The sequence below is a fragment of the Chryseobacterium indologenes genome, assembly GCF_002025665.1.
In the GTDB taxonomy this organism is placed as follows: domain Bacteria; phylum Bacteroidota; class Bacteroidia; order Flavobacteriales; family Weeksellaceae; genus Chryseobacterium; species Chryseobacterium metallicongregator.
The window spans coordinates 3,826,395-3,843,359 of record NZ_CP018786.1 but is presented as its reverse complement, the minus strand read 5'-3'; the positions used below and the strand labels follow the sequence as shown (position 1 = coordinate 3,843,359).

Sequence of the window (16,965 nt, the reverse complement as noted above, 5' to 3'; positions counted from 1 at the left end):
TCGTAGAAAAGCATCTCATATTTTGAGATGCTTTTCTTTTTGGGAATATTTTTTATGGTATATTTTAATCATTTATATGCTTTTATGCGAATTTGTATTGTTTTATTTTGATTTTTTTTAAGATAAATTTTACATTCTGTTAATTTTTTGCACTGTTTTTTTTAATAAAGTTAAACCTTGTGGTTTTTTTTTCACTTGTTAAAATAGAGTCAAATGTCTATTCTGATTTATTTTTTTAATTAATAAGAATAATTCCCGATCTGGGATGGTATTTATTAATCTTTATTAAGAATTAAATATTTTTAAGGTGTTGTTTTACAGTGTTTTGTGAGTTGAATCTGTTAAGGATTATTAACATATTTGTTTCTTTATTCTTAAAATATGTTAATATGAATGGAAAATTACATGTGCTCAGTGCAAGTGCTCTGTTTTTTTTAGGACAAGGTTTAATGGCACAAAAAGCAAAAAAGGATACCATTACCACACAACTAGAAGATGTTGTGGTAGTAGGATACGGAACGCAGAAGAAAAAAGAAGTTACAGGATCTGTAGCATCGATTAAAGCCTCCGATATTTCTACTATTGCGGCTCCGAGTTTTGAGCAGCAGTTGGCAGGTAAAGCAGCAGGTGTTCAGATCACAAGTACTACAGGTATTTTGGGGGAAGCGCCCAGAGTACGGATAAGAGGGGTTGGTTCAATTAATTCCGGGATCTCTCCTTTGTATATTGTTGATGGAATACCCATTTTCTCGGGTGATGTTGGTGGGCAGACTTCTACCAACGGTCTTGGAGATATTAATCCAAATGATATTGAATCTTTTGAAGTCTTAAAAGATGGTGCAGCAACGGCTATCTATGGATCCAGAGCGGCAAACGGAGTCATCCTGATTACCACCAAAAAAGGGAAAAGCGGGAAGCTAAACCTGAATTTTAATAATTATGCAGGATATGCAATGCCAATAGGTCTATACAATCTATTGCAGACCCCGGATTTTATTACTATTTCAAATGAGAAGAGAGCAAACGCAGGTCAATCAGCCATTGCAGTGGGTACACAGTATAATACAGATTGGCAAAAAGCAGTTTTAAGATCTGCGGCTTTTCAGACAGATAATCTTTTATCTGTTTCAGGAGCATTCGGAAAGTCAAGTTACTACACTTCTATAGGATATACCAAGCAGGAGGGGGTTGCTATTCCTAATGAAATGAAAAGATTTTCTACCAGAGCTAATATAGACCATCAGGCTTTTGATTGGTTAAAAATTGGAACTAACCTTAGCTTTACAAAAACTGATTATGTTGGATTAAATACCGGAGCATCTTCACTTTCTGGAAATATTTACAATGCCATCAAGCAATTGCCCAATACTCCGATTTATAACCCTGATCATCCTACAGGATACAATATTGATTTTTCTGATCCCAGAATAGTGGGGAGGTGGCAGAACTTATTGCCGGCCGGAGATAATATTACCAATATTATGTATGTGCTTGATAATAATAAGTTGCAATCCAGTGTAAACAGACTTATCGGATCTGTTTATTCAGAAGTGAGATTATATCCGTTTCTGAATTATAGATTTCAGGTAAGTGTTGACCAATCCCAGACCAAAGGATTTTACTATTATAATCCTGTACATGGAGATGGCCAGGGGACAAATGGAGAGATTAGAAATGATTTTTCTGATTATTTAAGAAATAATATTCAGAATATTCTGACATTCAATAAAACATTGGCAGAAAAACATCATGTTACTTTAGTAATGGTGCATGAATATCAGAAACAGAAGTTACAAAGTTTTTATGGAGGAGGAAAAAATTTATCTACTCCTTTTTTTAATAATGGAATTATTTCCGGATCTGTAGGTACACCACAATCCGGCGGAGGAATTACAGAGCAAGGAATTATATCATACGCTGGAAGGTTTAATTATAATTATGATGGTAAATATTTTTTACAGGCTTCTGTCAGAAGAGATGGACTGTCTTCATTGCCTTCCAGAAATAAGTGGGGTAGTTTTCCGGGAGTATCAGTAGGCTGGACAGTAAGTAAAGAAGATTTTATGGAAGGAGCTCGTAAAGTAATTTCAGATCTTAAATTAAGAGCTTCCTATGCGAAAGTTGGAAATACCGATATTGGTAACTATCCATATATGGGATTATATAGCAATTTCAAATATGCAGATTATAACGGTGTCGCTTATTCACAGATAAATAACCCAAATCTTATGTGGGAAACAAGTAATAAAATGGATTATGGAGTAGATTTTTCATTATTTAAAAACAAACTGAAACTGACATTTGATTACTTTGAGAATAAGATTACAGATATGATTTTGGATTCTCCTCTTGCATTATCCCTTGGAGTTCCTAATAACAGTATCTCTAAAAATATTGGGGATATGCGAAATCGTGGATTCGAGTTTTCTGCTGATTATAATATTGTCAATACTGAAAAGTTTGGTTTGGACATCAATGCTAACTTGACACTAATGAATAATAAAGTGCTGGCTTTAGCAAACAATAACGCTGATATATTTCCTACTGCCAATAATATCATTCGCGTAGGAGAGTCTTTAAAGTCCATTTATGGTTTTGAGTATTGGGGGGTAAATGCTGTAAATGGAAACCCTGTTTATTACAAAGCTGATGGAAGTTTGGTGCAGGGGCTTGTTGGAAAGGGTGTTTATGCTGTTTTCGACCCATCTAATCCTAATGACGTTAGTAAGTCTGCTTCTTTGAGTTTATCAGATAAGAAAATTCTTGGAGGTACATTACCAAAATATTTTGGAGCACTGAGTTTAAGATTCAGATTCTATGATTTTGATTTGGGAACAACAGTCAGATATAGTGGTGGAAATAAAATATTTAATGCGACCAGAAGAGATTTAATGACATTGAATTTCAATAATAATTCTGCTGAGATCCTGGGAAGATGGCAAAGTCCTTCAAATCCTGGTGACGGAATGACTCCCAAGTTGTATTTTGCTGATAATACATTTACCAATCAGACAAGTAATGCTTCATCAAGATTTTTAGAAGACGGAAGCTTCATGAAATTTGATATCATTAGCTTAGGATATAGCTTCCCGGAAAAGATTCTTAAACCAGTTGGAGTAAAAAAACTGAGAATTTATTTTCAGGCTCAGAATGCATTCATTATTACTAAATACAAAGGGTTAGATCCTGAAATGGAATCTGCAGGTGTAGATTTTAATGGAACACCTCGTCAGAGAGTATTCAGTATGGGCTTAAATATTTCATTATAAAATAAATAACAATGAAAAACAATATCATAAAAAAAAGAATATCCGTTTTCTTAATATTATTAACAGGATTTATCAACTCTTGCTCAGAGAGGGAAACTTTAGATTTGCAACCCTATAATAATATTTATGAGGATGCTGCTTTTGCTACATCCGTAAATGTTGATCTAGCAATTATGGGAGTATATAATGCTGCTCAGAATGGAATTTATAAAACAACTCCTGATGCTGCGAATACTCCCAGGGGATACGTTTTTGGAGCAGCCTATGTTGAGCAAAATGATGTACGTGGAGAAGATGTGGTAAATACAGCTACATTTTATCAACTTACCTATACTGCAACCTATGATGGAGGAACTCCCAACAATGTTCATTATTGGATGAATGCTTATGGTCTTATTAATAAAGCAAATATTGCGATAGAAGGTTTAGGGAAAGCAGAAAGTACCGGCGTCATTTCAACAGCAGTTCGGGACAATTATCTGGGTGAAATGTATTTTCTACGGGCGTTAGCACATTTGGAATTACTAAAGCATTTTTCACAGCCATATAATTTTACAACTGATGCCAGCCATCCTGGTATTCCTTATAGAGTAACAGCAATTTCTACCCCTGCTGCAATTGAAGAAGGTTTAAAGGTGGGAAGAGGAACAGTGGCAGAAACATATGCTAAAATTATTGCAGATTTAGATAAAGCAGAATCTTTGACCGCTAATAAAAGTGCAAGAACAGGAAATGCCAAAATTACCAGAGCAACCAAAGAAGCAGTGATCGCTTTAAAAGTAAGAGCCTATTTACACATGAGGAACTGGAACAAGGTTCTGGTAGAAGGTGCAAAATTGAATGGATTATATTCTCTTATGGGTTCTCCTGAGCTGCCATTTGTATTAGCTAATAACTACAACAATTCGGAATCTATATTTAGTATAGAAAATTCTGCTAATACAAATCCCGGAAGTAATGCAGCATTAGCATCAATGTATAATAACAGATCATTGGTTTGTATCAGTCCTATTATTTGGCGAAGCCCAAGATGGATGGTTGATGATAAAAGAAGAATGGAAACCGGAATGGTGAGAACATCTTCTGCAGGGGTAAAGTTTATCAATAAATATAAAGATGTGACGAATTTATCAGATGGAAGTCCTATTATAAGATATCCTGAAGTGCTTTTATCTATGGCAGAAGCGAATGCAAGATTAGGTAATATTACCGATGCTATTACTCAACTGAATAAAGTAAGAAACAGATCCTTGGCTAATATAGCTGCTCAGCAGTATACTTCGGCATCATTTGCAAATATAAGTTCTCTGGTAGATGCTATTATTACTGAGAGAAGAATTGAATTTTTGGGAGAAGGAATGAGATGGGGAGATATTCAGAGATTACTTTATGATGATTTAGTTCCTACTCCGGGTATCCCGGCTAAAATGGCTAACAGTATGCCTGCAGGATCGGCATTTACATTGGGAACACCTTATACAGGACCACTTGGAGTAGCTATGATTCCAAAAACTGATTTCAGAATTTTATGGCCTATTCCGAATGATGAAGTAGTCAATAATCCATTGCTTGCCTCTCAACAAAACCCAGGTTGGTAGAATTTCATATAGGTATCTGATAAAGCAAATATATTTTTTTATGAATAATAATGAAATAGTTGGAAAACGTTGATAAATATTCTTGAAAAATTAAAAGCTATCAACAGATTGAGAGGTATAGTATGTTAACCTTTTTTTAATGTTAATTAAAGCGAGACCCTCTTTAGAATAGGGTCTTCTGCTTTTAAAGATGTATTTTTTACATAAAATTTAAAAAAATAGGTTGATTTTTTCTTCGTTTTCATCAAAATTTAAAATTAATTTATTTTATTTTTTTAGTTAAAAATAATTTTTAAGTTTATTTTTTTAATCATTAAATTGTTATTGATGTAAATTGATTTTAATTTTCAAATTTATTAAAATTCCGTTAATATATAAATTGACTTATTTTTTGTTAATTTTTTAAATGTAATTAAAATAATTCTCTATCATTTTTCAAGTATGACTGTGAATTTCTCCTTTCTGGAAGCCTGTTTTCAGAGTTTAATGAATTGATGTTACAGATATTTATTGACATATTTGTCCCTTGAATATATTAAAATCTGTTAATATGAATGTGAAGTTACATGTATTAAGTGCAGGAGCTTTGTTTTTTTTAGGACAAGCTGCTTTTGCGCAAAAATCTAAGAATGATTCTGTTCTGAAGGAGAATAAGATCGATGAGGTAATCGTTACTGGATACCAGAAGAAAAAAGCAGATGAAATTACCCAGGCTCAGGCTGTTGTTGGTGGTGATGAAATCAGAAGAAACTCTCCTACAACATCTATTGGTAACTCTTTACAGGGTAGAGCTTCAGGGGTATTTGTACAAAGTACTACTGGGCAGCCAGGTGCTGCTGCTACCATTCAGGTAAGAGGTATTGCCGGTGTTGGTGGTTCTTCAGAGCCTACTTATGTAGTAAATGGAATGTATATGACTGCAAGACAGTTTAGTGCAATCAACCCTGCAGACGTAGAGTCTATTTCAATTCTTAAAGATGCTGCTGCTACAGCACAATATGGTGCAAGAGGAGCAAATGGGGTAGTTGTAGTAACTACTAAGGCCGGAAAAGCTGGGAAAACTCACTATTCATTTGAAACTAAATTTGGTTTCAGTGAAAAGATGAGAGACAAGAACTACACCATGATGAATTCTAGGGAGTTGATGGATTTCCAGAATCAATTAGGATACCTTGGATTTAAACCAAGATCTCAACAGGAAATAGATGCACTTGCTGCCTATGATCACAACTGGCAAAAAGACCTGTTAAAGCCTTCAAGCATTCAGTCTTACTTATTCAGTGCACAAGGAGGTTCTAGAGAAAGTACTTTCTATTACTCTTTAGGATATGATTCTGATAACGGGATTATCAGAGATATCGACGGGCTTAAGAGATATACAGGTAACTTTGGGTTTACAAATAAACTGAGTGAAAAACTAAACGTAGGGATTAACCTAGGTGTTCAGTATCAGGAAACTCAGAATTTCAGAGACAGAAATAATACGCAGAACCCATTTGGAGCAATGTATAAATATGCTCCATATGAGCCGGTTTATAATGCAGATGGAAGTTATAATCAGACAATGAGAGCTGGTTCTAACGTTGTTGAGCAGATCCGTAACTATAGATTAGATGATCAGAGACTGAGAATTCCGGTAACGTTATTCGCAGAATATAAAATCATCGATGGTCTGAAGTTTAAAACAAACTTTAACGGACTTTTCGATTGGTACATGGGAACTCAATGGTTGAAGAAAGGTTCAAACCTGGATATCACAGTGAACAAAGTTCCTACAGGTTCATTGAACAAAAACTCATTCTATACATTTAACTATACTTGGAATAACTCCATTAACTATAAAAAATCATACGGCAGCCACAACTTTGATTTCTTAGGATTTATCGAATATAACGATAACTACAACGAAACAATGAACGGTGGGGCTTACGGATTGAAATCTCCGGTAATCAATGTTCCGTCTATTACAACACCTTCTGACAGAAATACATTTACTGGAGTTAAGGTAAGAAATACATTATTCAGTTTAGCAGGTTTACTAAACTATGATTATGAAGGAAGATATTTGGTAACAGGATCATTGAGAAGAGATGCTTCATCAAGATTTGGTGCCAATAATCAAAGTGGTATTTTCTGGTCTGCAAGTGCAGCTTGGAATATCGCGAAGGAAGACTTCATGAAAGGTGGGTTTATCAATGATTTAAAGCTTAGAGGATCTTACGGTACAACAGGTAACGATGGTACTTTACCAGATTACTATAATGTCAATAATATCAGCTATGGTTTATATGGTGCTAATGGTACTTCATATCCTGGTACAGCTTCACAAGGGTATTATATTATTGGTAACAGCAATCTTAAATGGGAATCTAACGCGATTACCAACTTAGGGGTAGATTTTACGATGTGGAACAGAAGAGTTCGTGGATCGGTAGAAGTTTATCAAAATAAGAGAAAAGATTTCGTACAGCTTGTACCTTTGGACAAACAGGAAGGAGGATACTACCAGTATATCAATGCGGGAGATATGTCTCAGAAAGGTCTTGAAGTAGAGCTTAGCGTAGATGTAATCAAGAAGAAAGATTTCAACTGGAACTTACATGCTAATATCTCATTCCAGAAATCAGTTCTTGATAAATTAGCAGATGGTCAGACAGAAAGAAACTTAGGAGATACTTATCTAAAAGTAGGAGAGACTCCATATGTATTCTATAATGTTAGATTTGCAGGTGTAGATCCAAGTAACGGAAAAGCATTATATTATGATAAAGCAGGAAATGTTACTGATGTTTACAGCGCTTCTAATGCAGTTCCTCTTACTGATAAATCTCCATTTCCAAAAAGTTTTGGTGGATTCGGAACTACAGTTCAGTATAAAGGACTTGATTTCAGTGCTGACTTCGCATTTAAGTTAGGTGGATATACTTATAACAACATGTATGCTGCTGCTGTTGATCCAACATTGGCTGTTGCAGGTAGAAATATGGCTCAGGCTGCTGCTCAGGTTTGGCAAAACCCTGGAGATACAGGAGTATTCCAGAAAGTTGACTCAAACGGTATGCGTGATTCTGATCAGTGGATTGAAAAATCAGATTACCTAAGATTAAGATCACTTACACTAGGATATACATTTGATAAAGCGTTCCTTGGAGAAGGATCTCCAATCAATAAGCTTAGAGCATATGTACAGGGACAAAACCTATTTACAGTGACTAAATTCCACGGAGAACCTGAGGTTTCAGTAGGATCTGGTGAATCTACAGCGTTGTTCGTTCCAGGAGCATATAACCTTTATACTTACCCTGCTGTAAGAACAATCTTGGTAGGACTGCAATTAGAATTTTAATATTGAATAGCTTTATGAAAAAGAATATAATAAAAATAAGTTTAGCTGCGTTAACCATCTTTGTTTCGTTAACGTCTTGCGACAGAAATCTAGATCAAATCTCGTCAATCAATGAAGATCAGGAGCAGGCAATGACCAGACCTGAGACCTTCAGACAGGCTATGGATGGTGCCTATACAGCTCTTAAAGGAGCTGGATATTATACCAGTGATGTAGGAAACCAATTGATCATGGGAGATCTTACTACTGATAACCTAGTTCGTACAACTACAGGAAGAAATACGAATTTTGCAGCATCAAACTTCGAATTCTCATCAGATAATTCACAGACAACAGGATTGTATACTGCTGCTTATCTTGTGATCAGCAGAGCTAACTTTGTTTTGAAATATATCAATAACGGAGTATTATCTGGAACACAGAAAACAAATTTGGAAGCTGAAGCAAGAGCATTAAGAGCAATAGCTCATTTTGATATTGTAAGAGCATATTCTCAAATCCCAACTCAATCTGCAGGTGCTAAGAATACAATTGGAATTTATTATTCAGAGACCTATTCTCCTCTAAATAATACTTCATCCAGAAATCTTACTGTTGATCAGGTATATGATAAAGTGATAGCAGATTTATTATTTGCTGCTGATAATATTACTCAAAATGATGGTGATAAGGGAAGATTAAGCAAAGCTGCTGTATATGGATTATTGTCAAGAGTAAATCTTTACAGAGGAGACTATGCTAACACCATCAAATATGGTGAACTGGCATTGGGAATTTCTTCCAGCGTTACTCTAAAATCTAATTTCTATAAGATTTGGAAAGAAAAAGAAGGAGATGTTAATGATGGTGTTTTATTCCAGGTATCCAATTCTGCAGCTGAGCAAAACACAGTAGGAGTTGCTTACAATCAATCTGTTCCGGCGCTAAGATCAGAATTTGTTGTAGATTATGATTTATATACTGCATATACAGATAATGATGTAAGAAAGTCTGCTTATTTTACTACTGATGTATATAGTAAACAAAAGTATAATCATGTTACAAAATATGCAGGTATTACTGGTTTACCATCTAATATTGTTCCGGTAAGATATTTAAGAGGAGCAGAAGTGTTGCTAAACGTTGCTGAAGCCTATTACAGAACGGGTAATGGAGCACAGGCTTTAGTTTTATTAAATAAATTAAGAGCTGAAAGATACTCATCATTTACTCCTGGTACAGAAACAGGACAGGCACTTTTAGATGCTATCCTGAAAGAAAGAAGACTGGAGCTTGCATTTGAAAATGACAGATGGTATACATTGAAGAGATTAAACCTTCCTGTTCAGAGATCAGGTAAAGGAGACCTTTTTGATGGTACTGGAACACCTTCTGTTGCACAGACTCTTGCAGCAGGAAGCTTCAAATGGCAGTGGCCAATTCCTATTTCTGCTATTCAGGCAAACCCGAACATTAAGCAGAATGATCAGTATTAATAATTAAGATTTAATTTTTAATAATATAGATGAAGAGCCCTATTCAATAGGGCTCTTTTTTGTTTCTGTGAAGTTATCTGATGAAGGTTCTATCCTGATAACTTTTCGGAGTGACTCCTTCCAGTTGCTTAAATACCCTTGTGAAATAGTTGGTATCTGAAAACCCGGTCTGAAAAGCAGTTTCTTTGATGCTGGTCTGGCTGGAAAGAAGTTCTTTCGCCCTGTTGATTCTTTCCTGCAAAATAAAATCATTTGGGGAAGTTCCCAGCTCGTCTTTGAACATTTTAAAGAAATTAGACTTGCTTACATAAGCCAGTTTGGCAATACTGTCAATGGACAATTTCTGGTGCAGATTTCTTTTAATATAATCTACCACAAAACCTATCCTGGATTTATTTTTAACAATATTCTTTTCCACCATGCCTCTTGCCTGGGTCTGCATCAATCTGATCAGAAGCTCTTTCAATGCAAAATCTGCCATAATATCCTTTTGAGAGTTATCATCCATCGCAATTCTCATGATATTGTTGGTAGCAGAAGCCAGCGCTTTATTATTAAACAGAAAATACTCATCCAGCTGAATATTCCATTGTGAAGTTTCATCCACCTTTGGAAGATGATAATTCAGATAATTAAGAGAATCCTCAATGAAATCAGGATTTAGACTTAAAGAAATACATTGTGTAGGCGTTTCATCTGCTTCAGGAAAATCAATGACCATAGTTTCTCCCGGTGCTACCAGAATACTTTCCCCCGGATAGTAATCGAAATAACTGGTTTTGTTATCCAGTTTCATATGTTTTTTACCTCTCAGCATCGCTGTAAATGCAATATTCTCAAAATGAAGTTTTACATCAAAAGCAGCCTTATGAGTTTCATAAATACTGAACTCACAATTATTTAGATTGAATTTCGTCTGGTTTTCAACAAGACTCAATAGTTGGTTTTCCTTACGTAATTCAGGAGTATTTAATAAAATCTTACTATTGTTATTCATTTCTAAAATTTTTTGAATCGGAGGTAACTCAAATATAGAAAATTTGAGAGTATGTTGCTGTTAATAAAATACTAAAATTGAGCCCCTTGCACTATTTTCCACTTTTTTTATACGATTGTGCTATACTCTTTTTGGCTTCTCAGTGTAATTTGGTAGTATCGAAAAAATAAAACAATACTAATATGAGCACTATTACAGAACCAAGATCAACGACACTTTTACAGCGTCCGGAGTTCAAAAACAGATACGATAACTATATTGATGGAAAATTCACTCCACCTGTTAAAGGACAATATTTTGACGTAGTTTCCCCGGTTGATGGGAAAAAATTTACTCAGGTAGCACATTCGTCCAAAGAAGATTTGGAGCTAGCGGTAGATGCAGCTGAAAAAGCATTTCAGACATGGAAGAATACTTCTTCCACAGAAAGAAGTATCATTCTGAATAAAATTGCAGACAGAATAGAACAGAATTTAGAATATCTTGCCACAGTAGAAACAATAGATAACGGAAAGGCTGTAAGAGAAACATTGGCAGCTGATTTACCTTTAGCCATTGATCATTTCAGATACTTTGCTTCTGTGATCCGTGCTGATGAAGGATCGCATAACGAATTGGATAAAGACACCGTTTCCTTAATCGTTCACGAACCTCTTGGAGTCATTGCGCAGATTATCCCATGGAATTTCCCAATATTAATGGCAGTTTGGAAACTGGCTCCCGCATTGGCTGCAGGAAACTGTGTCGTATTAAAACCGGCAGAAAGTACTCCTGTTTCCATTATGGTTTTAATGGAATTGATCGGTGACCTTTTACCGGCAGGAGTTATTAATATTGTCAACGGATTCGGAGCAGAACTTGGAAGAGCTCTCGTTACCAATCCGAAAGTAGCCAAAGCAGCATTTACCGGTTCTACCGCTACAGGAAGACTTGTAATGCAATACGCTACAGAAAATATTATTCCGGTAACGTTAGAATTAGGAGGGAAGTCGCCGAACGTATTCTTCAATTCAGTAATGGATGCTGATGATGAATTTTTAGACAAAGCAATAGAAGGTGCTGTGCTTTTTGCCCTGAATCAGGGAGAAATCTGTACATGTCCTTCAAGACTTCTTGTTCAGGAAGGTATTGCAGATGCCTTTATCGAAAGAGTAATCGAAAGAGTAAAAGCCATCAAAGTAGGAAATCCACTGGATAAAACCGTGATGATGGGAGCGCAGGCTTCACAGATTCAGAAAGATAAAATCCTTTCCTATATTCAGTTGGGAATAGAAGAAGGAGCGGAAGTGCTTGTAGGAGGAGCTGTAAATGACTTGGGAGAAGATCTTGGAGGCGGATACTATATCCAGCCTACGATCTTCAAAGGAAACAACAGAATGAGAATCTTCCAGGAAGAAATTTTCGGTCCCGTGTTAGCATTTACCACTTTCAAAGATGAAGAAGAAGCCGTAAAAATTGCCAATGATACCATCTATGGACTTGGGGCAGGAGTATGGACCAGAGATGCTCATCAGCTGTACAATATTCCACGCCAGATTGAAGCAGGTAGAGTATGGGTTAACCAATATCACTCTTATCCGGCCGGAGCACCTTTCGGAGGTTACAAACAATCAGGAATCGGAAGAGAAAATCATAAAATGATGCTCGATCATTACCGTCAAACCAAAAACATGCTGATTTCTTACAATAAGAATAAGTTAGGTTTCTTTTAATATTATTTAGGACGTGCCCGATTGCCTTGGCTTCTTCCAGGGCAAACCGGTCGGGCTATCCAGGGCTGCACTTCGTTTCGGTGCTCCATTGCATTCTGCACCGGCTCGTTCCTCGCCGCCCTTCCTATCCCTCACGCAGAGAAATTATTTGTTCAAACGTGGAGATAAAAACAAATAATCCCAAATAACTCAATCCAAAAAATAAGATATGATCCCAAAAACAATGAAAGCGGCAGTAGTTCAGGGCTACGGTCAACCTTTGAAAATAGAAGAAGTACCTGTAAGAGAACCCGGAAGATATGAAGTGCTTGTTAAAGTCATCGCCTGCGGAGTTTGCCATACAGATTTACATGCAATAGATGGCGATTGGCCTGCAAAACCCAAGATGCCTCTTATCCCTGGACATGAAGGAGTAGGTATCGTAGTGGCCTGCGGACCGGAAGCTTTTGTAAAAGAAGGAGATGCTGTAGGAGTTCCATGGCTGTACAGTGCATGTGGATGCTGCGATTATTGTATTACAGGATGGGAAACTCTTTGTGAAGCCCAGAAAAATGGAGGTTACAGTGTAGATGGCGGATTTGCAGAATATGTTATTGCAGATTCAAGATATGTAGGGCATTTGAAATCTGATGTCAACTTTCTTGAAATAGCGCCTATTTTATGTGCCGGAGTCACAGTTTATAAAGGATTGAAAGAAACAGAAACAAAACCTGGAGAATGGGTAGCCATTTCAGGAATCGGAGGACTGGGGCACGTAGCAGTTCAATATGCAAAAGCAATGGGAATGCACGTAGCAGCAATTGATGTAGCAGACGATAAGCTTGAACTGGCAAAAAAATTAGGAGCAGACCTTGTAGTCAATGCAAAGAATACAGACCCTGGAGAATATTTACATAAAGAAGTCGGCGGAATGCACGGGGCTTTGATTACTGCTGTTTCACCTATTGCTTTCAAGCAGGGAATAGATGTTTTAAGAAGAAAAGGAACGATTGCTCTCAATGGACTTCCTCCCGGATCTTTTGAACTTCCGATTTTTGAAACAGTTTTAAAAAGAATCACCGTAAGAGGTTCTATTGTTGGAACAAGAAAAGATTTGCAGGAAGCATTGGATTTTGCCAATGAAGGATTGGTGAAAGCTACAGTCACCTCCGCAAAACTGGAAGATATCAATGATGTTTTTGATAAAATGAAAAAAGGACAAATTGACGGCAGAATCGTTTTAGATATTGCCGGCTCAAATTAATTTGATGATGTGTTGCTGATCCCGGTTAGAATTTATTTTACCGGGATCTTTTATCAGTGATGCCCTCTAAACTTTTAAGTGGCTAAAGTGTTTTAAAATGAAAACTTTTGTGACAGTTGTGGTTGTATAAAGTTTACATTAAACTAAAATAAAAACAATGGAAACAAAAATATCAAGACTTTCCGCAACGGAACAAGCGCTTGAAGTAATTGACAAGCTGGAAGAGCAATATGGGCCTCTAATGTTTTATCAGGCAGGAGGATGCTGTGAAGGTACTCAGCCACAATGCTTCGAAAAAGGAGGATTTTTCCCCAGAATGAATGATGCCATGATCGGTACTATTAACGGGCATGAGTTCTGGATAGACCGTGACCTTTTTGAATATTGGAAATATTCACATTTTACCTTGGACGTGAGTGATGGTTTCGGACCTGGCGGTTTCTCGTTGGAGACTCCTTTGGGAAAAACGTTCAGAGTTCATTACAGGCTTTTCACTCCTGAAGAATATGAAAATTTAGAGCCCGTGAAACGTAGTGAATAGGAACTTTGAAATCAAGTGATGTTGGTAAAGAATCAAGGCTTTTGTGCAATATAAATAAGCTCTCTTTCAAATTCATATTTCCCTCTCGAAATTCCTCTTTTTAAGATAAAATATTGAGTGATTGCTACTATGAAAGCGACTGCCCCGACCATAATACCTTGTTGACCTCCTGTAATACTTACGAATCCTATTAAAAAGCAAAAACACAGAATAAAAAACCAATTCAAAATCTGAAATGTTGATGGAAAAAATTCTATCACTACAGATGATATCCCATTTTTGTCAGAAATAGTTCCATGAAACACAGGATTACTTCTGTTCATATCAAATAGCCTTCCTCTTCTTTTGATTGTAAAACTGTTTGAATTGATCATTCCCCGGTATTCAAACCGAGTAGGAATTGTACTGTCTTTTTCTAATGATATGAAAGTGGTATTGGTTTTATAAGTTACTTTCATTAATCTCTGTACAAGTTCTGCACTATTGATGTTGAGATCAATAATGAGGCTATTGTATAAACCAATGCTTTTAAAAAATGAGTTCATGGGTTAAAAGAAAATAGTTAAACTGCAATCAGACTTTCACAAACCGGTTGACAAACATAGCGGCAACGATATCTCCTACAGCATTCAAAACAGTAGCCAATGGGTCTACTAAAGTTCCAATGATCATTACAGCAGGAATCGCTTCCTGAGGAAGTTTATAAACAGAGATCATCAGCATTTCACCAATATATCCGCCATTAGGAATACCACCAGCCACAATACTCACAAAGACTGTAATTCCTAAAGCTAAAAGCAGATTGGCAGGATCAAAGAAATCTTTTCCAATAATTAAAAATGCCACATAGATCTTGATAATAGAAGACATGGAAGATCCGTTTTTATGCAAAGTAGTCCCGATAGGAATCACCAGATTGGCAATAGAATTCGGAATCCCGATTTTGGAAGCAGCCTGTAAGTTGGCAGGCATTGTTGCAAAACTGCTGCATGTACTTATTGCGGTCAAAGTAGGGTAAATGGCATTCGTCCAGAAACTTTTAACTCCTTTCTGTCCATTCGCCATGAATGCGTAGATAGAAAAGAACACAAGGAAATAAATAACTCCTGCAATATAATATAACCCTAAAGGTTTAGCATAAAATCCAAAAAGCTGTGGTCCTAAAGTTGCTACCTGATAAGCAAAATAGGCTCCCAGACCAATAGGTGCCAATTTCATAACCAACAAAAGAAGCTCTTTCATCACTTCATATCCGGAAGCAATAAAAACCCTGAAAGGCTGTCCTTTTTCTCCTGTTTTTCGGGCTGCAAATCCTGTCAGAAATGCAAATACCAAAAGAGCCAGCATATTTCTTCTTGAGAAAAGCTCTGTGAACTCTCCCACGGTAAAGAAACTTACAATCCTGTTGCCCCATGTGTCTTCATTAGCTGCTTCTGCAATCATCTCAGAACTTCCCGAGACCCCGGAAACAGGGAAAAGATATACTGCACAGATTGTAAAGACTGCTGCCGTAAGAATAAAGAACAAAAAGGTAAGTGCCATTACAAGAATAATCCTTCCAAATTTAGACTGTTGTTCCAGAGAAGCAATAGAATTGGAAACGGCAAAAAACACTAAAGGAACTACACTTACAAAAAGAAGATTAAGGAAAATATCTCCCAAAGGTTTAATGTATTCCACAATACCGGGAGCAACAATTCCAATGATGCTTCCAATAGTGATTCCCAAAAGTAAAAATATGATTCCGGAGTAGTTTTTCAATACATCTTTCATGTATGGCTTTTTATCAAAGATAGGTTTATTTTTAACATTCTGTTATACAATTTTCAGACCTAAAATTCATAAATTTGGGTAAACCTCATTTCTATGGCTTATATAGATTACTATAAAATTTTAGGCGTAGATAAAAGCGCAACACAGGATGATATCAAAAAAGCCTACCGAAAATTGGCTAGAAAACATCATCCCGATCTCAATCCCGGAGATAAAGAAGCAGAAAAGAAATTCAAAGAACTGAATGAAGCGAATGAAGTTCTGAGTAATCCGGAAAACAGATCAAAATATGACAAGTACGGAGAAAACTGGAAGCACGGCGAAGAATACGAAAAAGCCCAGAAGCAACAGCAAAGACAGTATCAACAGCAAGGTTATAACGGAGGATATTCCGGGGCAGACTTTGGTGGAGGTGAAGATTTCTCAGATTTCTTCCAGGATATGTTTGGCGGAGCAGGCGGTGGATTTGGTAAAAGTTCGAGAGGAAGAGCTTCCGGAAAGTTCAAAGGGCAGGATATACAGGCTGAGCTTACTTTACATTTAAGAGAGGCTGCAATAACCCATCCGCAAACTTTTGACATCAATGGAAAGAAAGTAAGAATCAACATTCCTGCAGGGGTGTATGACGGACAGCAGATTAAATTAAAAGGACACGGGAATCCTGGAGTAAATGGAGGACCAAACGGAGATTTATATATCACCTTCAATATCCCGGTTGATCCGGATTTTGAAAGAATTGGTGATGATCTGAAAACCAAAGTAACCGTAGATTTGTATACAGCGGTTCTTGGTGGAGAAGTAAAAGTGCATACTCTTAATGGAAGTGTAAACCTTAAAGTGAAACCGGAAACCCAAACCGGAATGACGGTAAGACTCAAAGGAAAAGGTTTTCCTGTCTATAAAAAAGAAGGAGAACACGGAGATCTTTTTGTAACCTATGAAGTGAAACTGCCTACAAATCTTACTGAAAAGCAGAAAGAACTTTTTGAACAACTAAAAAATTCCTAAGCT

Annotated in this window: 11 protein-coding genes; 8 read left to right on the top strand and 3 right to left on the bottom strand. The window is 36.5% G+C overall.

Features of this window, described 5'->3' with window-relative positions:
* Window positions 1-389: 389 nt before the first annotated feature.
* The 4 genes from BUE84_RS17345 to BUE84_RS17330 all read left to right on the top strand — a co-directional run bounded on the left by BUE84_RS17345 (window position 390) and on the right by BUE84_RS17330 (window position 9,688).
* Window positions 390-3,269 (top strand): SusC/RagA family TonB-linked outer membrane protein, encoded by a 2,880-nt coding sequence (locus BUE84_RS17345; protein ID WP_238594283.1) that lies wholly within the window; start codon window positions 390-392, stop codon window positions 3,267-3,269.
* Window positions 3,270-3,280: 11 nt separating this feature from the next.
* The gene (locus tag BUE84_RS17340) at window positions 3,281-4,867 is read left to right on the top strand and encodes a RagB/SusD family nutrient uptake outer membrane protein (RefSeq protein WP_079242779.1); all 1,587 of its coding nucleotides are present in this window, start codon (window positions 3,281-3,283) and stop codon (window positions 4,865-4,867) included.
* Window positions 4,868-5,417: 550 nt separating this feature from the next.
* Window positions 5,418-8,213: a SusC/RagA family TonB-linked outer membrane protein gene (locus tag BUE84_RS17335; RefSeq protein ID WP_079242778.1), complete on the top strand. Its 2,796-nt coding sequence runs from the start codon at window positions 5,418-5,420 to the stop codon at window positions 8,211-8,213.
* Window positions 8,214-8,227: 14 nt separating this feature from the next.
* Entirely contained in the window at window positions 8,228-9,688 is a 1,461-nt protein-coding gene (locus BUE84_RS17330; RefSeq protein WP_079242777.1) for a RagB/SusD family nutrient uptake outer membrane protein, read from the top strand.
* 73 nt (window positions 9,689-9,761) lie between these two features.
* Here BUE84_RS17330 and BUE84_RS17325 read toward each other — a convergent pair whose 3' ends face one another.
* On the bottom strand, window positions 9,762-10,685 hold the full coding sequence (locus tag BUE84_RS17325; protein ID WP_079242776.1) for an AraC family transcriptional regulator: 924 nt from the start codon (window positions 10,683-10,685) through the stop codon (window positions 9,762-9,764).
* 182 nt (window positions 10,686-10,867) lie between these two features.
* Between BUE84_RS17325 and BUE84_RS17320 the strand changes: the two genes are divergently transcribed.
* From BUE84_RS17320 to BUE84_RS17310, 3 genes are all read left to right on the top strand, one after another.
* Window positions 10,868-12,397 carry an aldehyde dehydrogenase family protein gene (locus tag BUE84_RS17320; RefSeq protein WP_079242775.1) on the top strand — a complete coding sequence of 510 codons (1,530 nt, stop codon included), beginning with the start codon at window positions 10,868-10,870 and terminating at the stop codon, window positions 12,395-12,397.
* A gap of 208 nt (window positions 12,398-12,605) precedes the next feature.
* Window positions 12,606-13,640 carry an alcohol dehydrogenase AdhP gene (adhP, locus tag BUE84_RS17315; RefSeq protein ID WP_079242774.1) on the top strand — a complete coding sequence of 345 codons (1,035 nt, stop codon included), beginning with the start codon at window positions 12,606-12,608 and terminating at the stop codon, window positions 13,638-13,640.
* A gap of 157 nt (window positions 13,641-13,797) precedes the next feature.
* Window positions 13,798-14,181: a DUF779 domain-containing protein gene (locus BUE84_RS17310; RefSeq protein ID WP_079242773.1), complete on the top strand. Its 384-nt coding sequence runs from the start codon at window positions 13,798-13,800 to the stop codon at window positions 14,179-14,181.
* Between the two features lie 32 nt (window positions 14,182-14,213).
* Here the strand turns inward: BUE84_RS17310 and BUE84_RS17305 are convergent, their stop codons facing one another.
* Together BUE84_RS17305 and BUE84_RS17300 are read right to left on the bottom strand one after the other, a co-directional pair.
* Complete coding sequence (locus BUE84_RS17305; RefSeq protein ID WP_079242772.1) at window positions 14,214-14,726, bottom strand: hypothetical protein; 513 nt, start codon at window positions 14,724-14,726, stop codon at window positions 14,214-14,216.
* A gap of 28 nt (window positions 14,727-14,754) precedes the next feature.
* On the bottom strand, window positions 14,755-15,954 hold the full coding sequence (locus BUE84_RS17300) for a dicarboxylate/amino acid:cation symporter (protein WP_079242771.1): 1,200 nt from the start codon (window positions 15,952-15,954) through the stop codon (window positions 14,755-14,757).
* A 93-nt stretch (window positions 15,955-16,047) separates the two neighbouring features.
* Here BUE84_RS17300 and BUE84_RS17295 point away from each other — a divergent pair, with 93 nt between their 5' ends.
* Window positions 16,048-16,962, top strand: coding sequence for a DnaJ C-terminal domain-containing protein (locus tag BUE84_RS17295; protein WP_079242770.1), 915 nt, complete (start codon window positions 16,048-16,050; stop codon window positions 16,960-16,962).
* Window positions 16,963-16,965 lie beyond the last annotated feature (3 nt).

Bases quoted from the DNA above. Each gene is read 5' to 3' on its own strand.
- BUE84_RS17345 (WP_238594283.1), top strand. From the start codon at position 390: ATGAATGGAAAATTACATGTGCTCAGTGCAAGTGCTCTGTTTTTTTTA.
- BUE84_RS17340 (WP_079242779.1), top strand. From the start codon at position 3,281: ATGAAAAACAATATCATAAAAAAAAGAATATCCGTTTTCTTAATATTA.
- BUE84_RS17335 (WP_079242778.1), top strand. From the start codon at position 5,418: ATGAATGTGAAGTTACATGTATTAAGTGCAGGAGCTTTGTTTTTTTTA.
- BUE84_RS17330 (WP_079242777.1), top strand. From the start codon at position 8,228: ATGAAAAAGAATATAATAAAAATAAGTTTAGCTGCGTTAACCATCTTT.
- BUE84_RS17325 (WP_079242776.1), bottom strand. From the start codon at position 10,685: ATGAATAACAATAGTAAGATTTTATTAAATACTCCTGAATTACGTAAG.
- BUE84_RS17320 (WP_079242775.1), top strand. From the start codon at position 10,868: ATGAGCACTATTACAGAACCAAGATCAACGACACTTTTACAGCGTCCG.
- adhP (WP_079242774.1), top strand. From the start codon at position 12,606: ATGATCCCAAAAACAATGAAAGCGGCAGTAGTTCAGGGCTACGGTCAA.
- BUE84_RS17310 (WP_079242773.1), top strand. From the start codon at position 13,798: ATGGAAACAAAAATATCAAGACTTTCCGCAACGGAACAAGCGCTTGAA.
- BUE84_RS17305 (WP_079242772.1), bottom strand. From the start codon at position 14,726: ATGAACTCATTTTTTAAAAGCATTGGTTTATACAATAGCCTCATTATT.
- BUE84_RS17300 (WP_079242771.1), bottom strand. From the start codon at position 15,954: ATGAAAGATGTATTGAAAAACTACTCCGGAATCATATTTTTACTTTTG.
- BUE84_RS17295 (WP_079242770.1), top strand. From the start codon at position 16,048: ATGGCTTATATAGATTACTATAAAATTTTAGGCGTAGATAAAAGCGCA.